Below are 23,366 nucleotides of genomic sequence, written 5' to 3' on the forward strand. Positions count from 1 at the left end.
GTCAACTCTCGCCCTGGATATCCTGCTTCAGGCGCTCTCCCTCATAGAGGCTGTCGAGCGGCACGTCCCGCGCGATGACGCCGACCGCGCGGGCGAAGCTGGAGAAGATCCTTCGAGCTTCCTCGGTTGACGTGGGGTCGGCGCTTGCCGCGAGGCAGGCGGCAAGGGTGCGTTCGAAGAGGCCTCCCTCCTGTACCGGCCATGACATCAGGAAATCGAGCGCCTCTTCGGCGCTGTAGATCTCGACCACGGGTTCGTGCGGATGAGGCACAAGCCGGATCGGCAGTTTGAACTGGGCGGCATCCATCTCAGGGGCTCCTTCCCTTCCCGCAACCAGTTCCCGAAGAATACTCGATGCCCGGCGAATAAGAAAGCTTCACCGGCCCTGTTCTGCGCTGCCGGCAAAGCCCCTGTGGGCATGCTCAATGCGAGCGGGAGGGCGATCCCGCGCCGGATGGGCCGCGCCGCCGATATCGGCGCCTCTTGGCAGCGCTAACTGCGAACGCAGCCAGATCGACGGAGCCGATCGTGTATTGGCGCGAAACCTCTGGTGGGACGAGAACCTTGGCTGTGCGTGCTGCCGCAACGAAGCTTCGGCGCGCGAGATGCGGCGCCTTCCTGCCCTTGGCCGCCTCGCGGCAAGCCGCCACCGCCTTGCGATAGTTCTCGCTTTCCTTGTCCGGCCATCTGCCGGTAAGGATCTCAAGCGCCTGGACCGGTCCCAGCACGATCCGAAAGCGGCCCAGCACGCCGGGCTCGACGACGACGGGTGTCTTGAAAAGGTGCATGGCTCCCCCCATTCCCGACGCCGCTAAACGCGCGAAGCCCGAAAAGGTTGCAGCTTTTATTCAATTGCCGGGAAAATTTTATGAGCAATTATGAACGCGATATGGGCAGCGCGCTCAAGCGCCATCTCAAAGATCAAGGGGCGGTCGCCCGCCCCTTGAGAATGCACGGGTGATGCCGTCCTTACAGCGCTTTGTCGGTGATCTCGTGCGTGTAGGCTCCCTCGGGAGCCTCGGTGATCACGGGGTCGGAGCCGCCAGCCAGAAGCGAGTCCACCGTGCGCTGGTAGTCCTCCACGTCAAGCGTGCCGTCGGAGCCGGCCGTCAGCTTGGCGATCTCGCCCATCATGCGCTTCTGGTGCTTTTCGGTCTGGGCGCCGGTGGCGTCGTTGTCCAGCACGATCATGGCGGCCTCGTCGGGGTTCTCCTCGGCCCACTTCCAGCCCTTCATGGAAGCGCGCACGAAGCGGACCATTTTGTCGACGAATTCAGGGTCCTCGAGCCGGTCCTCAAGCACGTAGAGGCCATCCTCGAGGGTCGCCACGCCCTGGTCCTCGTATTTGAAGGTGATGAGGTCTTCCTCTGGGATGCCGGCGTCGATCACCTGCCAGTACTCATTGTAGGTCATGGTGGAGATGCAGTCGGCCTGCTTCTGGAGCAGCGGATCGACGTTGAAGCCCTGCTTCAGGACCTCCACACCATCTTCGCCGCCATCGGTCGGGATGCCCAGATGGCTCATCCACGACAGGAAGGGATACTCGTTGCCGAAGAACCAGACGCCGAGCGTGCGGCCCCGGAAATCCTCCGGCGTCTCGATGCCACTCTCCTTGAGGCAGGTGAGCATCATGCCGGATGACTTGAAAGGCTGGGCGATGTTGACCAGCGGCACGCCGCGCTCGCGCGCGGCAAGTGCTGCCGGCATCCATTCGACGATGACGTCGGCGCCGCCGCCGGCCAGCACCTGCGGGGGCGCAATGTCCGGCCCGCCGGGCTTGATCTCGACGTTCAGATCCTCTTCCTCATAGAAGCCCTGGTCCTTGGCCACGTAGTAGCCGGCGAACTGGGCCTGGGTCACCCATTTGAGCTGCAGGGTGACATCGTCGGCGGCAAGTGCGTTGTGCGCGGCGAGCGACATGGCGCCGGCGAGCATGGTTGTCATCAGTCTTTTCATTTTTTCGCTTCCCTCTGAGGTTGAGCCGTGCTCCCCACGGCCGGTTGGTCTTCCTTATTCTACGCAATTCCGGACGGAAAACCGGTTCCCCATCTTTCCTGGAATTGCTCTATCCACCGCGGATGGACGGATGCCAGAACGTGACGGCCCGCTCGATCTGGGCGACAAGGCCGTAGAAGAGCGAACCGGCCAGGGCGGCGACGGCGATCTCCGCCCACACCATGTCGATGTTCATCCGTCCCACCTCGGTGGAGATCCTGAAGCCCATGCCGACGATGGGCGTGCCGAAGAACTCGGCTACGATGGCGCCGATCAGCGCCAGGGTGGAGTTGATCTTCAAGGCATTGAAGATAAAGGGCGCAGCCGCCGGCAGGCGCAGCTTGAAGAGCGTCTGCCAGTAGGAGGCCGCATAGGTGCGCATCAGGTCGCGATCGATGGCCGAGGAGGCCGAGAGGCCGGCAACCGTGTTCACCAGCATGGGAAAGAAGGTCATGACGACGACGACGGCGGCCTTCGACGGCCAGTCAAAGCCGAACCACATGACCATGATGGGGGCGATGCCGATGATGGGGAGTGCGGAGACGAAATTGCCGAGCGGCAGGAGCCCGCGCTTCAGGAAGGGCGAGCGGTCGATGGCGATCGCCGCCAGGAAGCCCGACCCGCAGCCGAGCGCATAGCCGATAAGCACCGCCTTCAGGAAGGTCTGGCGGAAGTCGGCCCACAGGGTGGGGACGGAGCCGACGATGCGATCCCAGATCATGGAGGGAGGGGGGAGGAGCACCGTCGGCACGTTGAGCCCGCGCACGAGGCCCTCCCAGACGACCAGCAGCGTTATCCCGAAGATGGCCGGGACGAGAAGGGAGAGGGCGCGGCGGGCAAGTGGTGCGCGCGGATTGTGCCGCACCAGCCACTCGTTGAGCGCCCAGGCGCCCGCCCAGAAGACAAGGGCACCGGCGACCGCCGCATTCATGGCCGTGCTCCCATGCGCGCCATGACGAGGCGCTGGCCGAGACCGACCAGGGCGACGAGGCTTGCCGCGAGGGCCGCCGCCATGAAGAGGGCGGCCCAGATCTGGATCGTCTGGCCGTAGTAGGAGCCGGCGAGCAGGCGTGCGCCGAGGCCGGCGACGGCACCCGTCGGCAATTCGCCGACGATGGCTCCCACGAGGCTGATGGCGACGGCCACCTTCATGGAGGTGAAGAGAAAGGGAAGCGCCGACGGCCAGCGCAGCTTGAAGAAGGTCTGCGTGCGGCTCGAATTGTAGGTGCGCATCAGGTCGAGCTGGATCGCTTCGGGGCTCCTGAAACCTTTCACCATGCCGACGACCACGGGGAAGAAGGAGAGATAAGTGGAGATCAGCGCCTTCGGCAGGAGGCCCGAGAGGCCGATGGCGTTGAGCACGACGATGATCATCGGCGCGACGGCGAGGATGGGGATCGTCTGGCTGGCGATCACCCAGGGCATCACCGACTTGTCCATGGCGCGGTTGTGGACGATGCCGACAGCGAGCAGGACGCCGAGCGTGGTGCCGATGGCGAAGCCGAGCAGGGTGGAGGAGAGGGTGATCCAGGCGTGGTTGAGAAGGCTGCGGTTGGAGGTGGGGCGCACCTCCACGGTGGTCTTCCACATCTCGGCCAGCACCTGGTGCGGCGCCGGCAGCACCGGCCTCTCCTGAGCCATGGTGTCGCGCACGAGATCGGCCGCCGTCCATTCGGTGTCTGCGCGCTGGTACAGGCCAATCTGCCAGGGGGCGTTGAGGTAGACGGTGAAGCCGTACCAGATGAGGACGATGGCGGCGACGACGATGGCGATGGGCAGCGCCTTGCCGTCTGCCAGGCGCCGAAAGACGGTGCCCGTGGCGGCGGATGCGGAGCCGGGAGCGGCGATGGGAGTGGAGGCGGTCATGAATACGTCCTCCGGGGCTGCGTCATGGCAGTAGCGGTTCTCCCCCCTTGAGGGGGAGATGGCCGGCAGGCCAGAGGGGGCTGCCCGGTCGAAGAGCGGGACGCTGATGAGCGCCGAGTACGGCCGGGGTGACCCCACCCGTCCAGCCGCCTGACGGCGGCTGTCCACCCTACCCTCGAGGGGGAGGGGAGGCGCCGGCGCTCTATGCCGCGCTCACTCATCGCTCATCCCCGCCCTCAGGCCCTCGCGTACGCGGTGGGCGATCTCAAGAAACTCCGGCGTCTCGCGAATGTCGAGCGGGCGCTCTTTCGGCAGTGTCGATTCGATGACGTCCGTCACCCGGCCGGGGCGCGGCGACATGACGACGATGCGGGTGGAGAGATAGACCGCCTCCGGGATCGAGTGCGTGACGAAGCAGATGGTCTTGTTCGTGCGCGCCCAGAGCTCCAGCAACTGCTCGTTCAGATGGTCGCGCACGATTTCGTCCAATGCGCCGAAGGGTTCGTCCATCAAGAGAAGATCGGCGTCGAAGGCGAGTGCGCGGGCAATCGAGGCGCGCTGCTGCATGCCGCCGGAAAGCTGCCATGGGTATTTGCGCTCAAAGCCGGTGAGGTTGACGAGATCCAGCGTGCGGGCGACGCGTTCTCGCCGCTCTCGGGCCGAATAGCCCATGATCTCCAGCGGCAGGGCGACGTTCTTCTCAATGGTGCGCCAGGGGAAAAGGCCGGCGGCCTGGAAGACGTAGCCATAGGCGCGGGCCCGGCGGGCGGCCTCGGCAGTGAGCCCGTTGACGCGGATGTCGCCCGCCGTCGGCTGCTCCAGGTCGGCGATGACGCGCAAGAAGGTGGTCTTGCCGCAGCCCGACGGGCCGATGAAGGAGACGAACTCGCCGCGTCCGACAGAAAGATCGACATCAGAGAGCGCCCGGACGGGGCCGTCGGCGGTCTCGAAGGTGAGGCTCAAGGCCTTCGCCTCGACGACAGGGGAGGTGGTGGCCGCGGCTGGCTGGAGCTTGCTTGCGGGGGCGTTCATGGCGTTACTCGCACGTCCGGACGGCAGGGCGCGGCATTCTCATACACCGCTCGCCGGGATGCCGGCTCGCTCCACCTTGCGTGGCGCGGTGACCTCCTTCCACTTCGACAGTGCGCGGTTGACAGGCGCGTTGGGCTCGCGCGCCACGAATTCGCCGTGGCCGGGTTTCGGCTTGACCACGCCATCCTCGACGACGATCTCGCCGCGTGACAGCACGGTGCGCGGCAGGCCCTTGACCTTAATGCCCTCGAAGACGTTGTAATCGATTGCCGACTGCTGGTTCTCGGCGGAGATGGTCTTTTCCGCGTTCGGGTCCCACACCACGATATCGGCATCCGCCCCGTCCACGATGGCGCCCTTCTTGGGATACATGTTGAGGATCTTGGCGATGTTGGTCGAGGTGACGGCAACGAACTCGTTCATGGTCAGCCGGCCGGTGTTGACCCCGAAGGTCCACAGGACAGGCATGCGGTCCTCGAGACCGCCGGTGCCGTTCGGGATCTTGGTGAAGTCGCCGACGCCGAAGCGCTTCTGCTCGGTGGTGAAAGCGCAATGGTCTGTTGCCACCACCTGCAGGGAGCCCGCCTGCAGGCCTGCCCAGAGCGAATCCTGATGCAGCTTGTTGCGGAAGGGGGGCGACATGACGCGGCGGGCGGCGTGGTCCCAATCGGGGTTTGCATACTCGCTCTCGTCGAGCACCAGATGCTGGATGAGAGGCTCGCCATAGACGCGCATGCCCTTCTGGCGGGCGCGGCGGATGGCCTCGTGCGCCTGCTCGCAGGAGGTATGGACGATGTAGAGCGGTGCACCCGCCATGTCGGCGATCATGATGGCGCGGTTGGCAGCCTCGCCCTCTACCTCCGGCGGGCGAGAATAGGCGTGTGCCTCGGGTCCGTTGTTGCCCTCGGCCATGAGCTTGGCCTGGAGCTGGGCCACCACGTCGCCATTCTCGGCGTGGACGAGGGGGAGCGCGCCGAGCGCGGCGCAGCGCTGGAAGGACGAATACATCTCGTCGTCGTCCACCATCAGCGCGCCCTTATAGGCCATGAAGTGCTTGAAGGAGGTGATGCCGCGGTCGACCACCTCGGCCATCTCGTTGAAAACCTGCTCGCTCCACCAGGTGATCGCCATGTGGAAGGAGTAGTCGCACGTTGCCTTGGTCGACTTGTTGTCCCACATCTGGATGGCTTCCAGGAGCGACTGGCCGGGCGAGGGGAGGCAGAAATCGACCACCATCGCGGTGCCGCCGGAGACGGCCGCGCGCGTGCCGCTTTCGAAATCGTCGGAGGAGTAGGTGCCCATGAAGGGCATCTCCAGATGCGTATGCGGATCGATGCCGCCCGGCATGACGTAGCAGCCCGTGGCGTCAATCTCGTGGTCGGCGTGAAGGTCGGGGCCGATGCCGACGATCTTGTCGTGCTTGATCAGCACATCCGCCTTCCATGTGCGGTCGGCGGTGACGATGGTGCCGTTCTTGATGACCTTGGACATTGGGGTTCCCCTTTTTATCGTTTGTCCGTGATTACATTGCGTCGATGGCGCGGGCTAGCCCCTTAAGCCTCCCCATAAGTGTCCTCCAGAGGAGGGGAAGGGTGGTACCGGCAACCACTTCCTCACTCAACAATCTCCGCCGTCTCCACCACCGCGTGGAACAGCACGTCGGCGCCCGCCTGCGCCCACTCCTTCGAAATCTCCTCGGCCTCGTTATGCGACAGCCCGTCCACGCAGGGGCACATCACCATCGCCGTCGGTGCCACCCGGTTGATCCAGCAGGCATCATGGCCGGCGCCGGAGACGATGTTGCGGTGGGTGTAGCCGAGGCGCTCGGCGGCGTTGCGGACCGCCTTTACGCAGTCCTCATCGAAGGTAACGGGGTCGAAATGGCCCACCTGCTCCACCTCGTGGGAGATGTCCATCGCCTCGCAGATCGCGGCGATGCCCTCGCGGATGCGGGCATCCATCGTGTCCAGCGTCTCCTTGTTCGGCGAGCGGATATCGATGGTGAAGACCGTGCGGCCGGGAATGATGTTGCGTGAGTTCGGGTAGACCTCGACATGGCCGATGGCGCCTACGGCGTTCGGCTGATAGTCCATCGCCACCTCGTGCACCAGCTCCGTCACCCGTGCCATGCCGAGGCCGGCGTTGCGGCGCTTGGGCATGGGGGTGGAACCGGTGTGGCTCTCCTTGCCGGTGATCGTGACCTGCAGCCACTTCAGCCCCTGGCCGTGGGTGACGACGCCGATGTCGATTCCCTCATCCTCCAGGATCGGGCCCTGCTCGATGTGCAGCTCGAAAAACGCCTTCATCTTGCGCTGGCCGACCGGCTCCTCACCCTTCCAGCCGATGCGCTCCAGCTCGTCGCCGAAGCGTTTTCCCGCGGCATCCTTGCGGTCATAGGCCCAATCGAGCTCGTGAACGCCGGCGAAGACGCCGGAGGCGAGCATCGCCGGGGCGTAGCGCGTGCCTTCCTCGTTGGTCCAGTTGGTGACGATGATGGGGTGCTTCGTCTTGATGCCGAGATCGTTCAGGGAGCGCACGATCTCCAGGCCGCCGAGCACGCCCAGGACACCGTCATAGCGGCCGCCGGTCGGCTGCGTGTCGAGGTGGGAGCCGACATAGACGGGGAGTGCATCGGGATCGGTGCCCTCGCGGCGGGCGAACATGGTGCCCATCTCGTCGACGGCCACGCTCATGCCCGCTTCCTCGCACCACCGCTTGAAGAGGTGGCGGCCTTCGCCATCCTCGTCGGTGAGCGTCTGGCGGTTGTTGCCGCCGGCAACGCCCGGGCCGATCTCCGCCATTTCGTGGATCGCATCCCACAAGCGGTCGGCGTTGATCCTCAGGTTCTCGCCCGGTGCGGCCATGTTCATAGTCCCCTTTTATTTCAGTTCGACTTCCACGAAAGCCATGGGCTGGTCGCCGGCATTGACCACATTGTGCTCGACGCCCTCGTTACGCCGGTAGCAGACCCCGGCGGCCATGTCGGCGCGTCTGGAACTGCCGCCCTGCTCCTCCAGCAAGAAGGAGCAGGGGGTGAGGGTGGTGATGACATAGTCCATGCCATGACGGTGCCAGCCGGTCTGCGCGCCGGGCACGAAATCCCAGCGCGTGACCCGCACCCGATCGTCGTCGATCAGCACTTCGTGGGTTGCCTGCGGGCGGGATCCATTCATGTCAATCCACCATTCTCAGCACCTCGCGCAGACAGTCGACGATCTCGTCGATCTGGCCCTTCTCGATGATGAGCGGCGGCGAGAGCGCGATGATGTCGCCGGTGGTGCGGATCAGGACGCCCTTCTCGAAGGCCTTCAGGAAAGCGGAGAAGGCGCGCTTGGTCGGCTGGCCGGCGATCGGCTCCAGCTCGATGGCGCCGACGAGGCCGATGTTGCGGATATCGATGACGTACGGCGCTTCTTTCAGCGAATGGAGGGCGTCTTCCCAGTAGGGGCCGAGCTCGGCGCCGCGCGTGAGCAGGCCTTCCTCCTTATAGGTCTCCAGCGTGGCGATGCCGGCGGCCGAGGCGATCGGGTTTCCGGAATAGGTGTAGCCGTGGAAGAACTCGATCAGGTGCTCCGGTCCGTTCATGAAGGCGTCGTGGATTTCCTTCTTCACGAACACCGCGCCCATGGGGATGACGCCATTGGTTACACCCTTGGCCGTCGTCATGATGTCGGGCACGACGTCGAAATAGTCGGCCGCAAAGGGGGTACCGAGGCGACCGAAGCCGGTGATGACCTCGTCGAAGATCAAGAGGATGCCGTGCTTGTCGCAGATGTCGCGCAGGCGCTTGAGGTACCCCTTGGGCGGGATGAGCACGCCGGTGGAGCCGGCAACCGGCTCGACGATGACTGCGGCTATCGTTGAGGCGTCGTGCAACGTGACGATGCGCTCCAACTCGTCCGCCAGGTCGCCACCATGCTCCGGCTCGCCGCGGATAAAGGCGTTCTTGCCCGGCAGGTGGGTGTGCGCCAGGTGGTCGACGCCGGTCAGAAGCGTGCCGAACATCTTGCGGTTGGCGACGATGCCGCCCACTGAAATGCCGCCGAAATTCACCCCGTGATAGCCGCGCTCGCGGCCGATCAGGCGGAAGCGCGCGCCGTCGCCCTTCGCCCGGTGATAGGCGAGTGCGATCTTCAGCGCCGTATCGACCGACTCCGAGCCGGAATTGGTGAAGAAGACGTGGTCCATACCCTCCGGCGCCATATCGACCAGCCGGTTGGCAAACTCGAAGACGATCGGGTGGCCCATCTGGAAGGCCGGCGCATAGTCAAGCTCAGCCGCCTGGTTCTGGATCGCCTCGGTGATCTTCGGCCGGCAGTGGCCGGCATTCACGCACCACAGCCCCGCCGTGCCGTCGAGGACCCTGCGGCCGTCATCGGCCGTGTAATGCATATCCTTCGCCGCCACCAGCATGCGCGGCGCCTGCTTGAACTGCCGGTTCGCCGTGAACGGCATCCAGAATGCACTGAGATCGTTCGGCTTTACATTGAGCCGGTTGGACATGACCAAGCCTCCGTTATGGTTCCCCTTGTCCCGGTCAAGCTTGGTATTCTTAGCGAAGGTGTGATACGCAATTTTTGACCGTTTGGACAAACGTTAACACCGCCATTCGGGCGGTCAAGACCATTCTAGGGTTTTCAGCCCATGGCTTGGCGCACCAGCCCCGGGCGATGCGCTGGGCCAGGGGCGGGGCGAGGAGAGCGCGGATGCGGCGGGGTCGAGACGATGGATAAGCCAACGAATCCGAGGCGCACGCGCATCCAGCGCGAGAAGCGCGAGCTTATCCTGGAGGCGGCACTGGAGGTCTTCGCGCAGCACGGCTTCCGCGGCGCGACCATCGACCAGATCGCCGAGGCCGCCGGCATGTCGAAGCCCAACCTGCTTTACTACTTCAAGAGCAAGGAAGCGATCTTCGTCACCCTCATCGACCGGCTGATGGAGGCTTGGCTCGCCCCCTTGCGCGAGATGGACGCCGAGGGCGACCCGGTCACCGAAGTCCGCTCCTATATCCGCCGCAAAATCGAGATGGCCCGCGACTTCCCGCGCGAAAGCCGCCTCTTCGCCAACGAGATCCTGCAAGGCGCCCCGCGCACCCTGCCGCTCTTGGAGGGCGAGTTGAAGGAACTCGTCGACGAGAAGGCGAAGATCATCCGCGACTGGATGCGCCAGGGGAAGCTGAGACAAGCCGACCCCCACCACTTCATCTTCGCCATCTGGGCGACGACGCAGCATTATGCCGATTTCGACGTGCAGGTGCGCGCGGTGCTGGGGCCGGACAAGGGCGGGGAGGGAAGGTTCGAGGACGCAGCGCGGTTTCTGGAGGGGTTGTTTTTGGGGTGAGATGTCCTGCACCGGCCTCACGACTCCAGACGCCCAACCCATTCCCAAGGCCTCACACCTAAGCTCCGGTGAGGAACAAATTCGGTCCCGCAGCGCTTGGAAGTGCACCTGCAGAGAGGTTGACATGGACAAGCGCGAGCTGAGGAAGGGTAGCCTTCTCGTGATCGCGGGCGTGGCAGGCGTCCTCGTCGTGCTCGCCGTGATCGGGTTGGTCGTCGTCTATACCGGCGGCTACAACGTCGCGGCGACGGAGCAGCATACGTCCTTCACCCGGTGGGCGTTCGACACCACGCTGCGCAATTCCGTCCGCAACCGCGCCTCCGGCACGACTGCCCCCGAAGGCGCAACACCCGAGATGATCGCCGCCGGCGGCACGGAATACAAGGCGACATGCCAGCACTGCCATGCCGGCCCGGGCGTCGAGCGGGCCGAATGGGCGAGCGGCATGCGGCCGAGGCCGCCTCACCTGGCGGAGGTGGCCGACGAGTGGAAGCTGGAGGAGGTGCATTGGATCGCCAAGCACGGGATAAGGCTGACAGGCATGCCGGCCTTCGGGCCGTCCCACGACGACCGGACGCTCTGGAACATCGCTCTCTTCGTCAAGCGTCTGCCGGCGATGACGCCCGAGGAATATGCCGCCACCGGTGAGCCTGCCAGCGAGGGCAGTTCGCACGGAGAAAACGCGCACTGACGACGGAGGACGAGCCGATGCAGATGTCATACTGGCGCTTCGCCGGAATGATCGTGACAGCCACCGTGGTCATGTATGGGCTGATGTATCTGAATACCTATGCCTACGAGCACGTGTTCTGGAGTGAGACGCGCGCCTGGATGGCGCTTGTCATGGGTTCGACGATGGCCGTGATCATGCTCGGTTTCATGCTGGGCATGTATAAGCGGATGTCTATCAACCTGGCCATTTTCGGCGGATCGGTGGCCCTGTTCGCGCTTTCCCTGTGGCTCGTGCGCAGCCAGGCCACGGTGGATGACATCGAATACATGAAGGCGATGATCCCGCACCATTCGATCGCCATCATGACCAGCGCGCGATCCCAGGTTTCCGACCCGCGCGTGCGAAAGCTCGCCGACGAGATCATCGAGGCGCAGGAGCGGGAGATCGCCGAGATGAAATACCTTATACGCGATCTCGAGGCACGGGACTGATGCGATCGCCTTCGCCACGGCTCAACTGGGCGTACACCGCGGTTCTCCTCGCGCCCGCCTTGCTTGTCGGATGCAGCGAGAGCGAAGCGCCGGACGACGAGCTCAACCCCGTGCGAGCCCATGAGCCCCCCCGGATAGCGCCGGCGGGGGAAGCGCTTTCTGGCGCGCATATCCCGACCCTCGACCCGGCGACGATGAGCGATGCGGAGATCTGGAAGGCCATTGGGCGGGGGGCGCATTGCATCTTCCGCTACACCAGCTCCGGCAAGCCGGTGCTTGCCGTGAAGGCGTTGCCGGGCGGCGGCGCCGAGGGCGTGGTGAAACTCAATGGCTCCCTCGTGCTGCTGCGCTCGGCTTCATCAAGCAGCGAGCTTGTGCTCGCCGCAGACGAGGTTCGCATGTCGCTTGCTACGGAGGGGGGAGGCGCGACCGCCGACCAGAGCCAGGAAGAGGCGACGTCGGTTTTTGAGGTGGGCGACAGGCTGAAGGTGGGCTATCGCGGTTATTATCGGTGCGTCGACTGAGGTCGATTTTTCCGAGCTTGCCGCCGTCTGTTCAGTCGCTACAGTGGTGCACATGAAAGATCGGTCCTCATCCATGGCCTGGGGCATTGCGATCGGCGTGGGCGTAGGTGCAGCCCTTGGCGCTGCCATGGACAATGTCGCGATGTGGATCGCCATCGGCATCGCCGTAGGCGCCGGCATAGGCGCGGCTAACCGTGCCAAGAGGGGCGGTTAGGCGGGCGAGCAAGTTTTCCGGTGCGATCAGCTGCGGAAAGGGACAAGTGCCTCGGTGTTGACCGGAGCCGAACTACCGCCCCTCCCTGATCTCCGTCAGCGTCCGCGTCGGCGTGATCGCCTCCGGGTCGAGCTTCACCTCGATGATCGCCGGCTTGCCGCTTTCCCGCGCCCGCTCGAAGGCGCCGGCGAACTCCTCCGTCTTCTCCACCGTCTCGCCATGCCCGCCATAGGCGCGGGCCAGCGCGGCGAAGTCGGGGTTTTGCAGGTCCGTGGCGGAGACGCGGCCGGGGTAGTGGCGTTCCTGGTGCATGCGGATGGTCCCAAAGGTGCCGTTGTTGACGACGACGACGATGATGCGCAGGCCGTATTGCACGGCGGTGGCGAATTCCTGGCCGTTCATGAGGAAGCAGCCGTCGCCGGCGAAGGCGATCACCTCACGGTCGGGGAACAGGTCCTTGGCGGCCACCGCCGCAGGCGTGCCGTAGCCCATGGAGCCGGAGGTGGGAGCGCCCTGGGTGGCGAAGCGGCGGAAGCGGTGGAAGCGGTGGAGCCAGGTGGCGTAGTTGCCGGCGCCGTTGGTCAGGATGGCATCGTCGGGCAGGTTTTCTTCAAGCCACGCCATGATGGGGCCCATCTTCACCGGGCCGGGGCCGGTTTCGGGCGGGGTGGACCAGGCAAGGTAGGCGCCGTGCAGGCGTTCGGTCTCCTCCGCCCAGTCCGGCAGGGCTTCCGGTTTCATCTCGGCAAAGGCGGCGACGAAGGCTGAAGGCGTGGCGTTGATGGCGAGCGCGGGGCGGTAGACGCGGCCGAGCTCGTTCGCATCCGCATGCACGTGGACGAGCGTCTGGTCGGGGTAGGGGCTTTTCAGCAGCGTGTAGTCGGAGGATGGCATCTCGCCCAGCCGGCTGCCGAGGAGGAGGACGAGGTCAGCATTCTTGATGGCATCGGCGAGCTGCGGGTTGGGCCCGATGCCGACATCGCCCGCGTAGCAGGGGTGCAGATGGTCGAAGAGCATCTGCCGGCGAAAGGAGCACCCGACGGGCAGCGCCCAGCGCTCGGCCGATTTCTGGAAGGAGGAGATTGCCGCCTCGTCCCAGCGCGTGCCGCCGAGGATGACGAAGGGGCGCTTCGCATTGATGAGAAGCTCGGCGAGCTTTTCCATCTCATGATGGCCGGGGCGGGTCTCGACCGGGGTGCAGGGCAGAGCTGCGGAGGCCTCCACCTCGCTCGTCAGCATGTCCTCCGGCAGCGACACCACCACCGGACCGGGGCGGCCGGAGGTGGCGACCGCAAAGGCGCGGGTGAGAAGCTCGGGGATGCGGGCGGCATCGTCGATCTCGACCACCCATTTGGCGATCCCGCCGTAGAAGGCCTTGTAGTCCACTTCCTGAAAGGCCTCGCGCTCCTTGATGCCGCGCGCCACCTGGCCGATGAAGAGGATCATCGGCACCGAATCCTGCATGGCGATGTGAACGCCGGCAGACGCGTTGGTGGCGCCGGGGCCGCGGGTGACGAAGCAGATGCCGGGTCGGCCGGTAAGCCGGCCGTGGCAATCGGCCATCATGGCCGCGCCGCCCTCCTGGCGGCAGACGATGGTGCGGATAGTCGATTCGTAAAGCGCGTCGAGGACCGCGAGGTAGCTTTCGCCCGGCACGCAATAAAGCCGGTCAACACCGTTTGCCTCAAGCGCCTCGACGATAAGCTCACCGCCCGTCTTCATGATTTTCTCTCTTCCAGTTCGCGCAGGATCTCTTGCGTGTGCTCGCCCAGCCGGGGGGAAGGCCGCGTATAGGACAGCGGCGTTGCCGACAGGCGCATTGGCGCGCGCACCGAGGGCAAAGTATTGCCGTGGCCGTCGTCAAGCTCGATGCGCATGCCGCGGGCGACGGTCTGCGGGTCGGCGAACATCTCCTCGATCGTATTGATCGGGCTTGCGGGCACGCCGGCCGCATCGAGTTTCTCCAACAGCGCGTCGCGGGGGAAGGTCTTCAGCTTCGGCGTTATCTCGCCGCGCAGGCGTTCACGGTTGGCGACGCGCGCGGCGTTGGTCGAAAAATCCGCATCGCCAGCCAGATGTTCCGCGCCGATGACCCTGCAGAAGCGAGCGAATTGGGCGTCGTTGCCGACGGCCAGGACAAAATGGCCGTCCGCCACCTCGAAGACTTCATAGGGGCAGATGTTCGGGTGGGCGTTGCCCATGCGGGTCGGTGCATTGCCGGAGACAAGGTAGTTCAGGTTCTGGTTGGCGAGCACGGAGATCTGTGCGTCGAAGAGCGCCATGTCGATGAACTGGCCTTCGCCCGTGCTCTCGGCGTGGCGCAGCGCTGCCTGGATGGCGATGACGGCATAGAGGCCGGTGAAGATGTCGGAGACGGCTACTCCCACTTTCTGCGGTTCCCCGCCGGCCGGGCCGGTGATCGACATCAGCCCGGACATGCCCTGGATGATGAAGTCGTAGCCGGCGCGTGGCGCATAGGGCCCGTCCTGGCCGAAGCCGGTGATGGAGCAGTAGACGAGGCGCGGGTTGAGCGCCTTCAGGCTCTCGTAGTCGAGGCCGTATTTCTTCAGCCCGCCGAGCTTGAAATTCTCGATGAGCACATCGGCCGAGGCGATGAGCTCCAGAAGCGCGGTGCGGTCGCCCTCTTGTGCGAAATCGAGCGCGATGGAGCGCTTTCCCCGGTTGGTGGCGTGGTAGTAGGCGGCCGAAAGGTTTGTCCCGTCCTCGGCCGTCACGAAAGGCGGCCCCCAGCGGCGCGTGTCGTCTCCGCCGTCGGGGTTTTCCACCTTGATAACGTCGGCGCCGAGATCGGCGAGCAGTTGCCCGGCCCAGGGGCCGGCAAGGATACGCGCCAGTTCGACGACGCGGATGCCTTTGAGCGGGGGGGCGGCCATGAAAGGTGGATGCTCCTGTGACGACGATCGGTGCCTAGCAGAACTTGCCACGCCCTGTCACTGCCTGTCGCAAAGTGCCTCTTTTCCGGTAGCATTTTGCAATCTTGATGGCGGACCGGGGAAACATGACGCCTCCAAGTGCGTTCGATAGGGGAAGGCAACGTTTACCCTGGAGGAAGCCATGCAGGTGCAGGAGTTCATGAGCACGTCCGTCGACATCATCGATCCGAATGCCACCATTCGCGAGGCGGCGCGCAAGATGCGGGCGGATAATGTCGGGGCGCTGCCGGTCGGCGAGAACGACCGGCTGATCGGCATGGTGACGGACCGCGACATCACCGTTCGCGCCGTGGCCGAGGAGCGGCCGGCCGGTAACACGACCGTGCGCGAGGTGATGTCGGACAAGGTCGCCTATTGCTACGAGGATGACGGCACCGAGCGCGCGGCCGACATTATGGCCAAGCATCAGGTGCGGCGGTTGCCGGTGATCAACCGGGACAAGCGGCTTGTTGGCATGGTGGCGCTGGCCGATCTAGCTCGTGGTGACGTCGAGGCCGCCGAGCACGCGCTCGAAGACGTGTCGGAGCCGAGCGATGATCCGCGGCGTATGTAGGGTCGCCTCCACGGTGGATTGATGCGGGGCGCGTTCGGGCGCCGTCTCAGGCGCCCGCGAGCGCGCCCGTGGCCCATTGTGCGAAATCACCCATGATGACCTCTCGATTCAACTCGTTCAGGGATTCGTGCCGGATTTCCGGGTAAATTATTGTTTCCAGATTCGAAAAGCCCTCCCGGCGAAGACGCGCCTCGAGCCGACGCACGGTTTCACCGCCCTTGGTCGAAGGGTCGGCGCCGCCGCCGACGAGTTGGACGGGTAAACCCTTTGGCACTGCGGAGAAGTCGCCGCCGGCGATCATGAGATTGAAGTCGAAGACGGCGCGCCACATGGCAACGGTGGGGAGCCAGCCGCAGAGGGGGTCGGCAATGCATTTTTCCACCTCTTCGGCGTCCCGCGACAGCCAGTCGAAGGGCGTGCGGGCATCGGGGATTGCCGTTATCCACGCCTGGAAAGTGAGGCGCGGAATCAGCTGCGAAGGAACGTCGGAACCGAGGCGGAAGCGCTCCCAGGCGAGCACCGCCTTGGCCGCACGCGCCTCTAGCCGGTTTGCCAGCGGCGCGTTCCACAGTGCTGCGGCACGGACGCGGGAGGCGTGGCGCATCAGGAAGGCGAGGGCGATCATGGCCCCCATGGAGTGGCCGAAGAGGATGACCGGCAGACCCGGATGATCGGTGGCGATTCGCTCGTGCACGGCCAGCACGTCGGCAATCACATTCTCCGCAGCCGGTTCTTGGCCGAAGGTGCCGAGCGGCGCGTCCGGCGCCTTGGTATGGCCGTGGCCGCGGTGGTCATGCGCGTAGATGTGAAAGCCGTGCGCTGCCAGGAAATCAGCGAAGCGCGCATAGCGGGCGGCATGCTCGGCCAGACCGTGATTGATCTGCACGACACCCTTAGCCGGCGGGTTGCAGTGCCTGATATAAAGGTTGAGCACGGCGCCGGACGGTGCGGCAAGCTCGCGTTGATCATCGAACGGCATAGCCCCTCCCGCCGCAAGGCCGGCTCAAATCTTCGTTGAAAATAGGCGCGTATCCGTTTTTCGTTCAAGCCGGAGGAGTTCAGAGCGCCGGCCCGGCGCGCCGTTAGAATGTTTCGACCCAGGGCCTGACCTCGATCTCCCACGACCACGCGCTGCGATCCTGTTCCAGAAGCTGCATGTATGTCTCGGCGATCGCGTCGGGGTCGAGCATCGAGTCCGGCCGGTCGGGCGGCTCCGTCCGGCCGGGATTGCGGATCGCCCCGTCGACCACGACGTGACCTATGTGCACACCTTTCGGATGCAGTTCGCGGGCGAGCGACTGTGCGAGACCGCGCAGCGCGAACTTTCCCATGGCAAAGGAGGCCGATTGGGGGAAACCCTTCACGCCGGCCGAGGCGCCCGTGAAGAAGATCGCGCCGTGCCCGCGCGGCAGCATGCGCCTTGCCGCCTGCTGCGCGACAAGAAATGCACCGAAGGCGGTGACTTGAAGTCCCGTTTGCACCGCGTCGGGGTCGATCTCGATGAACGGACCGCGGGCGCGCGCGGACGGGTTGTAGATGGCGATCTCCAGCGCTTCGCCCATTTCGTCCACCTGCTCAAAGAGGGCAGCGACGTCGTCTTTTTGGGAGGCGTCGCAGGCAACCGTGACGGCTTTGGTCTCGGCAGCCAGCCCGCCCAGCTTCGCGATGTTGCGCGCCGCAAACACGAGGCGATAGCCGCGCGCTGCGAGTTTTCTGGCGAGCGAGGCCGAGAGGCCGTCTCCCACGCCGACGATCAGAGCGACTGACATGGACAATTCCTCCTTTGCAAAGCTTTAGCGAGACGGGGCGCGGCTGGTCTGAAGCGAGCACCGGCGTTTCGCGCAGACAATCAGGGCATTGCGGGGCGAAGCCCTTTGGCCTACATACGCCACGGCTTTCCCCGATCCTGCAAACGGAGTGCGACGCGCCCCATGGCACGCCAATTCATCTACCACATGGCCGGCCTCAACAAGGCCTTTGGAGCCAAGAAGGTTCTCGAAAACATCCACCTTTCCTTCTACCCCGATGCCAAGATCGGCATTCTGGGGCCGAACGGCGCCGGCAAGTCGACCGTGCTGAGGATCATGGCCGGCCTCGACAAGGAGTTTACCGGTGAGGCGTGGCTGGCCGAGGGGGCGACCTCGGGCTACCTGCCGCAGGAGCCGCAGCTCGACCCGGCGCTCGACGTGATGGGCAACGTCATGGAAGGCGTGGCGGCCAAAAAGGCCATCCTCGACCGCTACAACGAACTGATGATGAACTACTCCGATGAGACGGCGGACGAGGCGGCGGAGCTCCAAGATAAGATCGACAGCCAGAACCTGTGGGACCTGGATTCCCAGGTCGAGATGGCGATGGAAGCGCTGCGCTGCCCGCCGGGCGATGCGGAGGTGACGAAGCTTTCGGGCGGCGAGAAGCGGCGCGTGGCGCTGTGCCAGCTTCTCTTGCGCCAGCCGGACCTGCTTCTCCTCGACGAGCCGACCAACCACCTGGACGCCGAGACGACGGCGTGGCTCGAAAAGCATCTTCGGGAATATCCGGGTGCCGTCCTCATCATCACCCACGATCGTTACTTCCTCGACAATGTGACGGGCTGGATCCTCGAGCTCGACCGCGGGCGTGGCATTCCCTACGAGGGCAACTACACCGCCTATCTGGAAGCCAAGGCCAAGCGCATGCAGCAGGAGGGCCGCGAGGAGGCCACCCGCCTCAAGGCGCTGTCGCGCGAGCGCGAGTGGATAGCCGCCAGCCCCAAGGCGCGGCAGGCCAAGTCGAAGGCGCGCATCAGGGCCTATGACGAACTGGTGCAGGCGGCCTCCGAGCGGCGGCCGGGCGATGCGCAGATCATCATCCCGGCCGGTGAGCGGCTGGGCAATCAGGTGATCGAGGCCGAGGGGCTTTCCAAGGCGTATGGCGATCGTCTTCTGATCGACGATCTCTCATTCAAGCTGCCGCCCGGCGGCATCGTCGGGGTGATCGGCCCCAACGGCGCCGGCAAGACGACGCTGTTCCGCATGCTGACGGGCCAGGAGGGGCCCGACGGCGGCGAAATCCGCATCGGCGATACGGTCAAGCTCGGCTATGTCGACCAGAGCCGCGACACGCTCAATCCTGAAAAGACCGTCTGGGAGGAAATCTCCGGCGGCAACGACATCATCAAGCTGGGCCGGCACGAGGTGAACAGCAGAGCCTACTGCTCCTCGTTCAACTTCAAGGGCGGCGACCAGCAGCAGAAGGTGGGCACGCTTTCCGGCGGCCAGAGGAACCGCGTGCACATGGCGAAGCTGCTCAAAGAGGGCGGCAACGTCATCCTGCTCGACGAACCCACCAATGATCTCGACACCGAGACGCTGGCGGCTCTCGAGGATGCGCTCGAAAACTTCGCCGGCTGCGCCGTCATCATCTCGCACGACCGCATGTTCCTCGACCGTCTGGCAACCCACATCCTGGCCTTCGAGGGAGACAGCCACGTGGAATGGTTCGAGGGCAATTTTGAGGACTACGAAGCCGACAAGGTGCGCCGGCTGGGGCCGGAGAGCGTCAATCCAAGAAGGGTGACGTATAAGCCGCTGACGCGGTGAGGACGACGGGGGCGGACAGGCATCCGCCCCCTTTCAACGGTATACGGTCAGAAATACGCCGCATTCGCATTCCCTTAGTTATTTGATCATAGTATCGGTTGTCCTGGGAGGGAGCGGGGACTGCCGCCTTGTCGGCGCGCGCGCGTGAAGGCACAACGCAAGAAGGCAGGCCGAACCTATGCTACGGCGGACGAGCGAGCGCGAGGCGACGGAATTCGCGGTGATGGCGGCACGCAAGGCATTCAGCCGCGTGGCGATCGGCGGCATCGGCGTTGAAATCCCTCCAGCCTCCATCTCCAACGAAGAGCTTGTCCACACCTACAACATCTGGGTGGAGATGGAGAACGCCAAGCGGGCGAGGCGCGGCGAGGCGCCGCTGCCGCCCTCGGATGCCGACTTCATCGTCCAGGCCTCGGGCATCCGCCGCCGCCACGTTTACGAGCGCGAGGGCATTCTTGATCCAAATCGCATGGCGCCGCACATTGCCGCACGCGGCGACGACGAATTGTCGGTGATGGCGGAGTTCGGCCTGGCGGCGGCGAAAAAGGCGCTCGCCCACGCCCAGGTGGCGCCGCGCGACGTCGATCTCGTCATCTGTTCGGCCGCGCACCATCAGCGGCCCTATCCGGCGGTCGCCATCGAGATCCAGCAGGCGCTGGGGACGCAAGGCGCGGCCTTCGACATGGGGCTCGGCTGCTCTTCGGCGCTGGCCGGGCTGCATGTGGCGACGAACCTGGTGCGCACCGGCGCGCACAGACGGGTGCTGGTCGTCACGCCGGAGCTGATCACCGGGCTTTTGAACTTCCGGGACCGGCAGACCCACTTCATCTTCGGCGACGCCTCCGTGGCCGTACTTGTCGAGGGCATGGAGGAGGGCGAGGACCGGCCGGGACGCTTCGAGATTGTCGATACGCGCAGCTGGACCCAGTTCTCCAACAACATCCGCACCAATTTCGGCTTCCTTGCCCGTCTCTCGCAGGGCAACCCTTCCGTGCTCGACATGGAAGGCAACATGATCAAGCAGGTGGGCAACAAGGTCTTCAAGGAAGTGACGGTGGCCGGCCACCAGTTCATCGTCGACTTCCTGGCTGAGCACGGCCACACCCCGCGCACGATCCGTCGCTTCTGGCTGCACCAGGCCAACGCCCGCATGAACGCCATGATCCTGAAACTCGCCTTCGGAAAGGAGGTGGGGCAGGACGTGGCTCCAACCGTGCTCGAACGTCTCGGCAATACGGCCGCCGCCGGCGCCATCGTGGCGCTCAAGGAGAACCACGAGGACATGCACCCCGGAGACTTCGGCCTGCTCTGCGCCTTCGGGGCGGGCTATTCCATCGGCGGGGCGCTTCTTAGGATGATGTGAACCGCCTTAGGCAACAGCGCGCAAGTCGAAATCCGCGTGGATGACCTCGTAGGGCACTTCCACCTCGCTCGTTGTCATAACAGACGATGCGTTTTCCGTTGGCTGTACTTATAGCGGTGTTGGCTTCCGAGACCTGGAATAGGAACTTCCCATATAACCATCTCAACGATCGAGCCATCGGATAGGTATCCTTCGACTCATGCACCAACCTCGCCCTCATGTTGGCCTATGTGCCATCATTTGGCTTCGTTGTCATTCATGCCAACGGCTTCACTCTCACCCTCCTCCGCATCGAGCAGCCGTGTCGCCCGCCAGCCCGTCAGCATGTCGTTGATCTGGTCGACCACGAAGAAGCGCGCCGCGTCGCGGTCGTAGCCCTCGGCCAGAAGGTCGTCGTAGTCGCTGTGCTCGTGGCGCACATGGGTGACCGTTGCCAGCCATACGGCGATCGAAGGCGGCAGGGTGCGCAGCTTTCGGTCGTTGGCGAGCGCGCGGATTTTCTCCGTGTCGGAATAGGGCGCCAGGGGCAGGAGCGCCGTGAGCGCCTTGTTTACCGCGCGCTGGCGGGCGGTCGAGACCTTCATTGCGCTGCTTCCTTGCTGCCGAACGGTTTGCGCTCTCTGCTTTAGGTGCGGCTTGGCCAGCGGGAAAGGCCGGCGCCCCCTTTGCGCTGTTTTTCCTGTTGCCAAGCCCGCGCGCAACGATGTCCCCGGAACCACATGGGCTTGCCAAGCCATCATATTTCATATAAACATATCTTTATGTCTTTGTTGGAGAGGCGCATGCTGACACGCCCGACGATACGGCTGGACGTGATGGTGGATATCCTGAAGGCGGCGGCCGAGCCAAGCCGGCTGCGCATTCTTGTCCTCCTGTCGCACGCGGATTTGACCGTTTCCGACCTGACCGAAATCCTCAACCAGTCGCAGCCGCGCGTCTCGCGCCACCTGAAGCTTCTGCTCGATGCCGATCTCATCGCCCGCTACCAGGAGGGCTCGTGGGCCTTCTTTCGCCTGTCGGAGGCGGATGCGGCGCGCGAGTTCGTCGATGGCGTGGTGGCCCGCATCGACCGCACGGACCCGGTGACGGATCGCGATCTGGAGCGGCTCGAAGCGATCAAGCGGCGCCGGCAGGAGCGGGCGGCGGAGTATTTTGCCAAGAACGCCGCAAGCTGGGACCAGATCCGCTCCCTGCACGTGCCGGATGCTGCCGTCGAGACGGGGCTGAAGGCGCTTGTGGGAGAGCGGTCGTTCCAGTCCATGGTAGACCTCGGAACCGGCACTGGGCGGCTTTTAGAGCTCTTCGCGCCGCTTTACCGGCGCGGCGTCGGCGTCGACCTGTCGCGCGAGATGCTGGCCGTGGCGCGCGCCAATCTGGAGCGGGCCGGCGTGACACAAGCGCAAGTGCGGCTTGGAGATATCTATGCGCCGCCCGTGGAGCGCGACGCGCACGACCTCGTCACCATCCATCAGGTGCTGCATTACCTGGAGGACCCGGCACTGGCGATCCGCGAGGCCGCCCGGCTCCTGCGCCCCGGCGGGCGGCTGGTGATCCTCGATTTCGCGCCGCACGGGCACGAGTTCCTACGTGAGGAGCATGCGCATCTGCGCCTCGGCTTCGCCGACCGGCAGATTGCCGAATGGCTCGGCGAGGCTGAGCTCGACCTCGAGGAGACGTGCGCCTTCGCACCTGAAGGCGAGGCGGCCGAGGGGTTGACGGTGAAGCTGTGGCTGGCGCGCGACCGGCGCATCCTGATGGCCGACAGCGAGACAGAAATGCAGGCGCGCGAGGAGATTGCCTGATGACCAGATACCGTTTTTCCCGCCGCACGGATAAGGGCGAGAAAGTCCGCGTCTCCTTCGAATTCTTTCCGCCCAAGACGGACGAGATGGAACGCAAGTTGTGGGAGACGGTAAAGCGGCTCGAGCCGCTCGATCCCGATTTCGTTTCCGTCACCTACGGCGCCGGCGGCTCGACGCGCGAGCGCACGGCGCGCACGGTTCGGCGTATCCTGGAGGAGACGGTGCTGACGCCGGCTGCGCACCTGACCTGCGTGGATGCCGATCGCGATGCGGTCGATACCGTCATCCGCGAGTTCGCGGGTATGGGCGTGAAGCGCTTCGTGGCGCTGCGCGGCGATCCGGCGGAAGGCGTGGGTGCGGCCTACCGGCCGCATCCTAACGGCTATACCAACGGGGCGGAGCTGGTGGGCGCGCTCTCGCGCCACGGTGATTTCGACATCTCCGTCTCCGCCTATCCGGAAAAGCACCCCGAAAGCCCGGATTTCGCCACCGACATCGAGATGCTGAAGCGCAAGGTGGACAACGGCGCCACGCGCGCCATCACCCAGTTCTTCTTCGACAACGACGTCTATGAGCGCTATGTCGAGCGGGCGCGGCGCGCCGGCATCTATATCCCCATCGTGCCAGGCATCCTGCCGGTGCACAATTTCACGCAGATGACGCGCTTTGCCGGCCAGTGCGGAGCGCATGTGCCGGCGTGGCTGGCCGAGCGCTTCCAGGGGCTTCACGACGACCCGCCCACCCACCAGCTTGTCGCCGCGGCGGTGGCGGCCGAACAGGTGCTCGACCTGGTCGAGCGGGGCGTGGAGGATTTTCACTTCTACACGATGAACCGCGCCGATCTCGCCTTCGCCATCTGCCATATGATCGGCATACGGCCGGCGGCGGAGAGGATCGGCGCGCAGCCGGCGGCGGCGTAGCTCGAAGGGCCGGCACCTTTACCGAACAGAAAAGGCCGGGTTCTGCCCGGCCTTTTCC

At 64.9% G+C, this 23,366-nt stretch carries 25 protein-coding genes; 10 read left to right on the top strand and 15 right to left on the bottom strand.

The features are described 5' to 3' along the window. Position 1: 1 nt before the first annotated feature. The 10 genes from N5A92_RS07930 to aptA form a co-directional block, all read right to left on the bottom strand. A complete protein-coding gene (locus tag N5A92_RS07930) occupies positions 2–307 on the bottom strand; it encodes a DUF982 domain-containing protein (protein ID WP_260901592.1) in 306 nt (101 codons plus the stop codon). 115 nt (positions 308–422) lie between these two features. Beyond that, positions 423–788 (bottom strand): DUF982 domain-containing protein, encoded by a 366-nt coding sequence (locus N5A92_RS07935; RefSeq protein ID WP_260901594.1) that lies wholly within the window; start codon positions 786–788, stop codon positions 423–425. Between the two features lie 181 nt (positions 789–969). Then, entirely contained in the window at positions 970–1,956 is a 987-nt protein-coding gene (locus N5A92_RS07940; RefSeq protein ID WP_260901596.1) for an ABC transporter substrate-binding protein, read from the bottom strand. A gap of 109 nt (positions 1,957–2,065) precedes the next feature. Next, a complete protein-coding gene (locus N5A92_RS07945) occupies positions 2,066–2,926 on the bottom strand; it encodes an ABC transporter permease (protein WP_260901599.1) in 861 nt (286 codons plus the stop codon). Continuing rightward, positions 2,923–3,861: an ABC transporter permease gene (locus tag N5A92_RS07950; protein WP_260901601.1), complete on the bottom strand. Its 939-nt coding sequence runs from the start codon at positions 3,859–3,861 to the stop codon at positions 2,923–2,925. Before N5A92_RS07950 ends, N5A92_RS07945 begins: the two co-directional genes overlap by 4 nt. Positions 3,862–4,074: 213 nt before the next feature. Further along, positions 4,075–4,893, bottom strand: a complete 819-nt coding sequence (locus tag N5A92_RS07955; protein ID WP_260901603.1) for an ABC transporter ATP-binding protein — start codon at positions 4,891–4,893, stop codon at positions 4,075–4,077. Positions 4,894–4,932: 39 nt separating this feature from the next. Continuing rightward, positions 4,933–6,384 (bottom strand): dihydropyrimidinase, encoded by a 1,452-nt coding sequence (gene hydA / locus N5A92_RS07960; protein WP_260901604.1) that lies wholly within the window; start codon positions 6,382–6,384, stop codon positions 4,933–4,935. Positions 6,385–6,506: 122 nt separating this feature from the next. Continuing rightward, positions 6,507–7,757: a Zn-dependent hydrolase gene (locus tag N5A92_RS07965; protein WP_260902312.1), complete on the bottom strand. Its 1,251-nt coding sequence runs from the start codon at positions 7,755–7,757 to the stop codon at positions 6,507–6,509. A gap of 15 nt (positions 7,758–7,772) precedes the next feature. After that, positions 7,773–8,066 carry a cupin domain-containing protein gene (locus N5A92_RS07970; protein WP_260901605.1) on the bottom strand — a complete coding sequence of 98 codons (294 nt, stop codon included), beginning with the start codon at positions 8,064–8,066 and terminating at the stop codon, positions 7,773–7,775. A gap of 1 nt (position 8,067) precedes the next feature. Beyond that, on the bottom strand, positions 8,068–9,396 hold the full coding sequence (gene aptA, locus N5A92_RS07975; RefSeq protein ID WP_260901608.1) for an omega-aminotransferase AptA: 1,329 nt from the start codon (positions 9,394–9,396) through the stop codon (positions 8,068–8,070). Between the two features lie 222 nt (positions 9,397–9,618). On the opposite strand from aptA, the gene N5A92_RS07980 reads away from it, so the two are divergent. From N5A92_RS07980 to N5A92_RS08000, 5 genes are all read left to right on the top strand, one after another. After that, a complete protein-coding gene (locus N5A92_RS07980; protein WP_260901610.1) occupies positions 9,619–10,233 on the top strand; it encodes a TetR family transcriptional regulator C-terminal domain-containing protein in 615 nt (204 codons plus the stop codon). A 124-nt stretch (positions 10,234–10,357) separates the two neighbouring features. Further along, positions 10,358–10,924 (top strand): c-type cytochrome, encoded by a 567-nt coding sequence (locus N5A92_RS07985; RefSeq protein WP_260901612.1) that lies wholly within the window; start codon positions 10,358–10,360, stop codon positions 10,922–10,924. 17 nt (positions 10,925–10,941) lie between these two features. Beyond that, positions 10,942–11,397, top strand: coding sequence for a DUF305 domain-containing protein (locus N5A92_RS07990; RefSeq protein WP_313958395.1), 456 nt, complete (start codon positions 10,942–10,944; stop codon positions 11,395–11,397). Beyond that, the gene (locus N5A92_RS07995; protein ID WP_260901614.1) at positions 11,397–11,921 is read left to right on the top strand and encodes a DUF6692 family protein; all 525 of its coding nucleotides are present in this window, start codon (positions 11,397–11,399) and stop codon (positions 11,919–11,921) included. The genes N5A92_RS07990 and N5A92_RS07995 overlap by 1 nt, the downstream gene beginning before the upstream one ends. A 52-nt stretch (positions 11,922–11,973) precedes the next feature. Then, positions 11,974–12,135 carry a glycine zipper domain-containing protein gene (locus tag N5A92_RS08000; RefSeq protein WP_260902362.1) on the top strand — a complete coding sequence of 54 codons (162 nt, stop codon included), beginning with the start codon at positions 11,974–11,976 and terminating at the stop codon, positions 12,133–12,135. Positions 12,136–12,207: 72 nt separating this feature from the next. On the opposite strand, the gene N5A92_RS08005 is transcribed toward N5A92_RS08000, so the two are convergent. Both N5A92_RS08005 and N5A92_RS08010 read right to left on the bottom strand, forming a co-directional pair. Then, entirely contained in the window at positions 12,208–13,857 is a 1,650-nt protein-coding gene (locus N5A92_RS08005) for a thiamine pyrophosphate-binding protein (RefSeq protein WP_260901615.1), read from the bottom strand. Further along, a complete protein-coding gene (locus N5A92_RS08010) occupies positions 13,854–15,029 on the bottom strand; it encodes a CaiB/BaiF CoA transferase family protein (RefSeq protein WP_260901617.1) in 1,176 nt (391 codons plus the stop codon). Before N5A92_RS08010 ends, N5A92_RS08005 begins: the two co-directional genes overlap by 4 nt. A 181-nt stretch (positions 15,030–15,210) precedes the next feature. Between N5A92_RS08010 and N5A92_RS08015 the strand changes: the two genes are divergently transcribed. Then, entirely contained in the window at positions 15,211–15,642 is a 432-nt protein-coding gene (locus N5A92_RS08015) for a CBS domain-containing protein (RefSeq protein ID WP_260901619.1), read from the top strand. 46 nt (positions 15,643–15,688) lie between these two features. On the opposite strand, the gene N5A92_RS08020 is transcribed toward N5A92_RS08015, so the two are convergent. Together N5A92_RS08020 and N5A92_RS08025 are read right to left on the bottom strand one after the other, a co-directional pair. After that, entirely contained in the window at positions 15,689–16,621 is a 933-nt protein-coding gene (locus N5A92_RS08020; protein WP_260901622.1) for an alpha/beta fold hydrolase, read from the bottom strand. 103 nt (positions 16,622–16,724) lie between these two features. Continuing rightward, complete coding sequence (locus tag N5A92_RS08025) at positions 16,725–17,411, bottom strand: SDR family NAD(P)-dependent oxidoreductase (RefSeq protein WP_260901624.1); 687 nt, start codon at positions 17,409–17,411, stop codon at positions 16,725–16,727. 162 nt (positions 17,412–17,573) lie between these two features. Here N5A92_RS08025 and ettA point away from each other — a divergent pair, with 162 nt between their 5' ends. Both ettA and N5A92_RS08035 read left to right on the top strand, forming a co-directional pair. After that, positions 17,574–19,223 (top strand): energy-dependent translational throttle protein EttA, encoded by a 1,650-nt coding sequence (ettA, locus tag N5A92_RS08030; RefSeq protein ID WP_260901625.1) that lies wholly within the window; start codon positions 17,574–17,576, stop codon positions 19,221–19,223. Between the two features lie 223 nt (positions 19,224–19,446). Beyond that, complete coding sequence (locus tag N5A92_RS08035; protein WP_260902315.1) at positions 19,447–20,586, top strand: beta-ketoacyl-ACP synthase III; 1,140 nt, start codon at positions 19,447–19,449, stop codon at positions 20,584–20,586. Between the two features lie 236 nt (positions 20,587–20,822). Here the strand turns inward: N5A92_RS08035 and N5A92_RS08040 are convergent, their stop codons facing one another. Beyond that, positions 20,823–21,170 carry a DUF2293 domain-containing protein gene (locus tag N5A92_RS08040; protein WP_260901626.1) on the bottom strand — a complete coding sequence of 116 codons (348 nt, stop codon included), beginning with the start codon at positions 21,168–21,170 and terminating at the stop codon, positions 20,823–20,825. A gap of 198 nt (positions 21,171–21,368) precedes the next feature. Between N5A92_RS08040 and N5A92_RS08045 the strand changes: the two genes are divergently transcribed. Then, positions 21,369–22,388 (top strand): ArsR/SmtB family transcription factor, encoded by a 1,020-nt coding sequence (locus N5A92_RS08045; RefSeq protein WP_260901628.1) that lies wholly within the window; start codon positions 21,369–21,371, stop codon positions 22,386–22,388. Continuing rightward, positions 22,388–23,308, top strand: coding sequence for a methylenetetrahydrofolate reductase [NAD(P)H] (gene metF, locus N5A92_RS08050; protein WP_260901630.1), 921 nt, complete (start codon positions 22,388–22,390; stop codon positions 23,306–23,308). Before N5A92_RS08045 ends, metF begins: the two co-directional genes overlap by 1 nt. Positions 23,309–23,366: the final 58 nt, after the last annotated feature.

The organism is Chelativorans salis (genome assembly GCF_025336525.1).
GTDB classification, from domain to species: Bacteria; Pseudomonadota; Alphaproteobacteria; order Rhizobiales; family Rhizobiaceae; genus Chelativorans; species Chelativorans salis.

What these genes read in the sequence shown, in the direction of transcription:
- N5A92_RS07935 (WP_260901594.1), bottom strand. Translation starts at nt 788, where the DNA reads ATGCACCTTTTCAAGACACCCGTCGTCGTCGAGCCCGGCGTGCTGGGC.
- N5A92_RS07965 (WP_260902312.1), bottom strand. Translation starts at nt 7,757, where the DNA reads ATGGCCGCACCGGGCGAGAACCTGAGGATCAACGCCGACCGCTTGTGG.
- N5A92_RS07990 (WP_313958395.1), top strand. Translation starts at nt 10,942, where the DNA reads ATGCAGATGTCATACTGGCGCTTCGCCGGAATGATCGTGACAGCCACC.
- N5A92_RS07980 (WP_260901610.1), top strand. Translation starts at nt 9,619, where the DNA reads ATGGATAAGCCAACGAATCCGAGGCGCACGCGCATCCAGCGCGAGAAG.
- N5A92_RS08020 (WP_260901622.1), bottom strand. Translation starts at nt 16,621, where the DNA reads ATGCCGTTCGATGATCAACGCGAGCTTGCCGCACCGTCCGGCGCCGTG.
- N5A92_RS07940 (WP_260901596.1), bottom strand. Translation starts at nt 1,956, where the DNA reads ATGAAAAGACTGATGACAACCATGCTCGCCGGCGCCATGTCGCTCGCC.
- N5A92_RS08035 (WP_260902315.1), top strand. Translation starts at nt 19,447, where the DNA reads ATGGCGGCACGCAAGGCATTCAGCCGCGTGGCGATCGGCGGCATCGGC.
- N5A92_RS08010 (WP_260901617.1), bottom strand. Translation starts at nt 15,029, where the DNA reads ATGGCCGCCCCCCCGCTCAAAGGCATCCGCGTCGTCGAACTGGCGCGT.
- N5A92_RS07985 (WP_260901612.1), top strand. Translation starts at nt 10,358, where the DNA reads ATGGACAAGCGCGAGCTGAGGAAGGGTAGCCTTCTCGTGATCGCGGGC.
- N5A92_RS08000 (WP_260902362.1), top strand. Translation starts at nt 11,974, where the DNA reads ATGAAAGATCGGTCCTCATCCATGGCCTGGGGCATTGCGATCGGCGTG.
- aptA (WP_260901608.1), bottom strand. Translation starts at nt 9,396, where the DNA reads ATGTCCAACCGGCTCAATGTAAAGCCGAACGATCTCAGTGCATTCTGG.
- N5A92_RS08040 (WP_260901626.1), bottom strand. Translation starts at nt 21,170, where the DNA reads ATGAAGGTCTCGACCGCCCGCCAGCGCGCGGTAAACAAGGCGCTCACG.
- N5A92_RS07995 (WP_260901614.1), top strand. Translation starts at nt 11,397, where the DNA reads ATGCGATCGCCTTCGCCACGGCTCAACTGGGCGTACACCGCGGTTCTC.
- N5A92_RS07930 (WP_260901592.1), bottom strand. Translation starts at nt 307, where the DNA reads ATGGATGCCGCCCAGTTCAAACTGCCGATCCGGCTTGTGCCTCATCCG.
- N5A92_RS07950 (WP_260901601.1), bottom strand. Translation starts at nt 3,861, where the DNA reads ATGACCGCCTCCACTCCCATCGCCGCTCCCGGCTCCGCATCCGCCGCC.
- hydA (WP_260901604.1), bottom strand. Translation starts at nt 6,384, where the DNA reads ATGTCCAAGGTCATCAAGAACGGCACCATCGTCACCGCCGACCGCACA.
- ettA (WP_260901625.1), top strand. Translation starts at nt 17,574, where the DNA reads ATGGCACGCCAATTCATCTACCACATGGCCGGCCTCAACAAGGCCTTT.
- N5A92_RS08005 (WP_260901615.1), bottom strand. Translation starts at nt 13,857, where the DNA reads ATGAAGACGGGCGGTGAGCTTATCGTCGAGGCGCTTGAGGCAAACGGT.
- N5A92_RS07945 (WP_260901599.1), bottom strand. Translation starts at nt 2,926, where the DNA reads ATGAATGCGGCGGTCGCCGGTGCCCTTGTCTTCTGGGCGGGCGCCTGG.
- N5A92_RS07955 (WP_260901603.1), bottom strand. Translation starts at nt 4,893, where the DNA reads ATGAACGCCCCCGCAAGCAAGCTCCAGCCAGCCGCGGCCACCACCTCC.
- N5A92_RS07970 (WP_260901605.1), bottom strand. Translation starts at nt 8,066, where the DNA reads ATGAATGGATCCCGCCCGCAGGCAACCCACGAAGTGCTGATCGACGAC.
- N5A92_RS08025 (WP_260901624.1), bottom strand. Translation starts at nt 17,411, where the DNA reads ATGTCAGTCGCTCTGATCGTCGGCGTGGGAGACGGCCTCTCGGCCTCG.
- N5A92_RS08015 (WP_260901619.1), top strand. Translation starts at nt 15,211, where the DNA reads ATGCAGGTGCAGGAGTTCATGAGCACGTCCGTCGACATCATCGATCCG.
- N5A92_RS08045 (WP_260901628.1), top strand. Translation starts at nt 21,369, where the DNA reads ATGCTGACACGCCCGACGATACGGCTGGACGTGATGGTGGATATCCTG.
- metF (WP_260901630.1), top strand. Translation starts at nt 22,388, where the DNA reads ATGACCAGATACCGTTTTTCCCGCCGCACGGATAAGGGCGAGAAAGTC.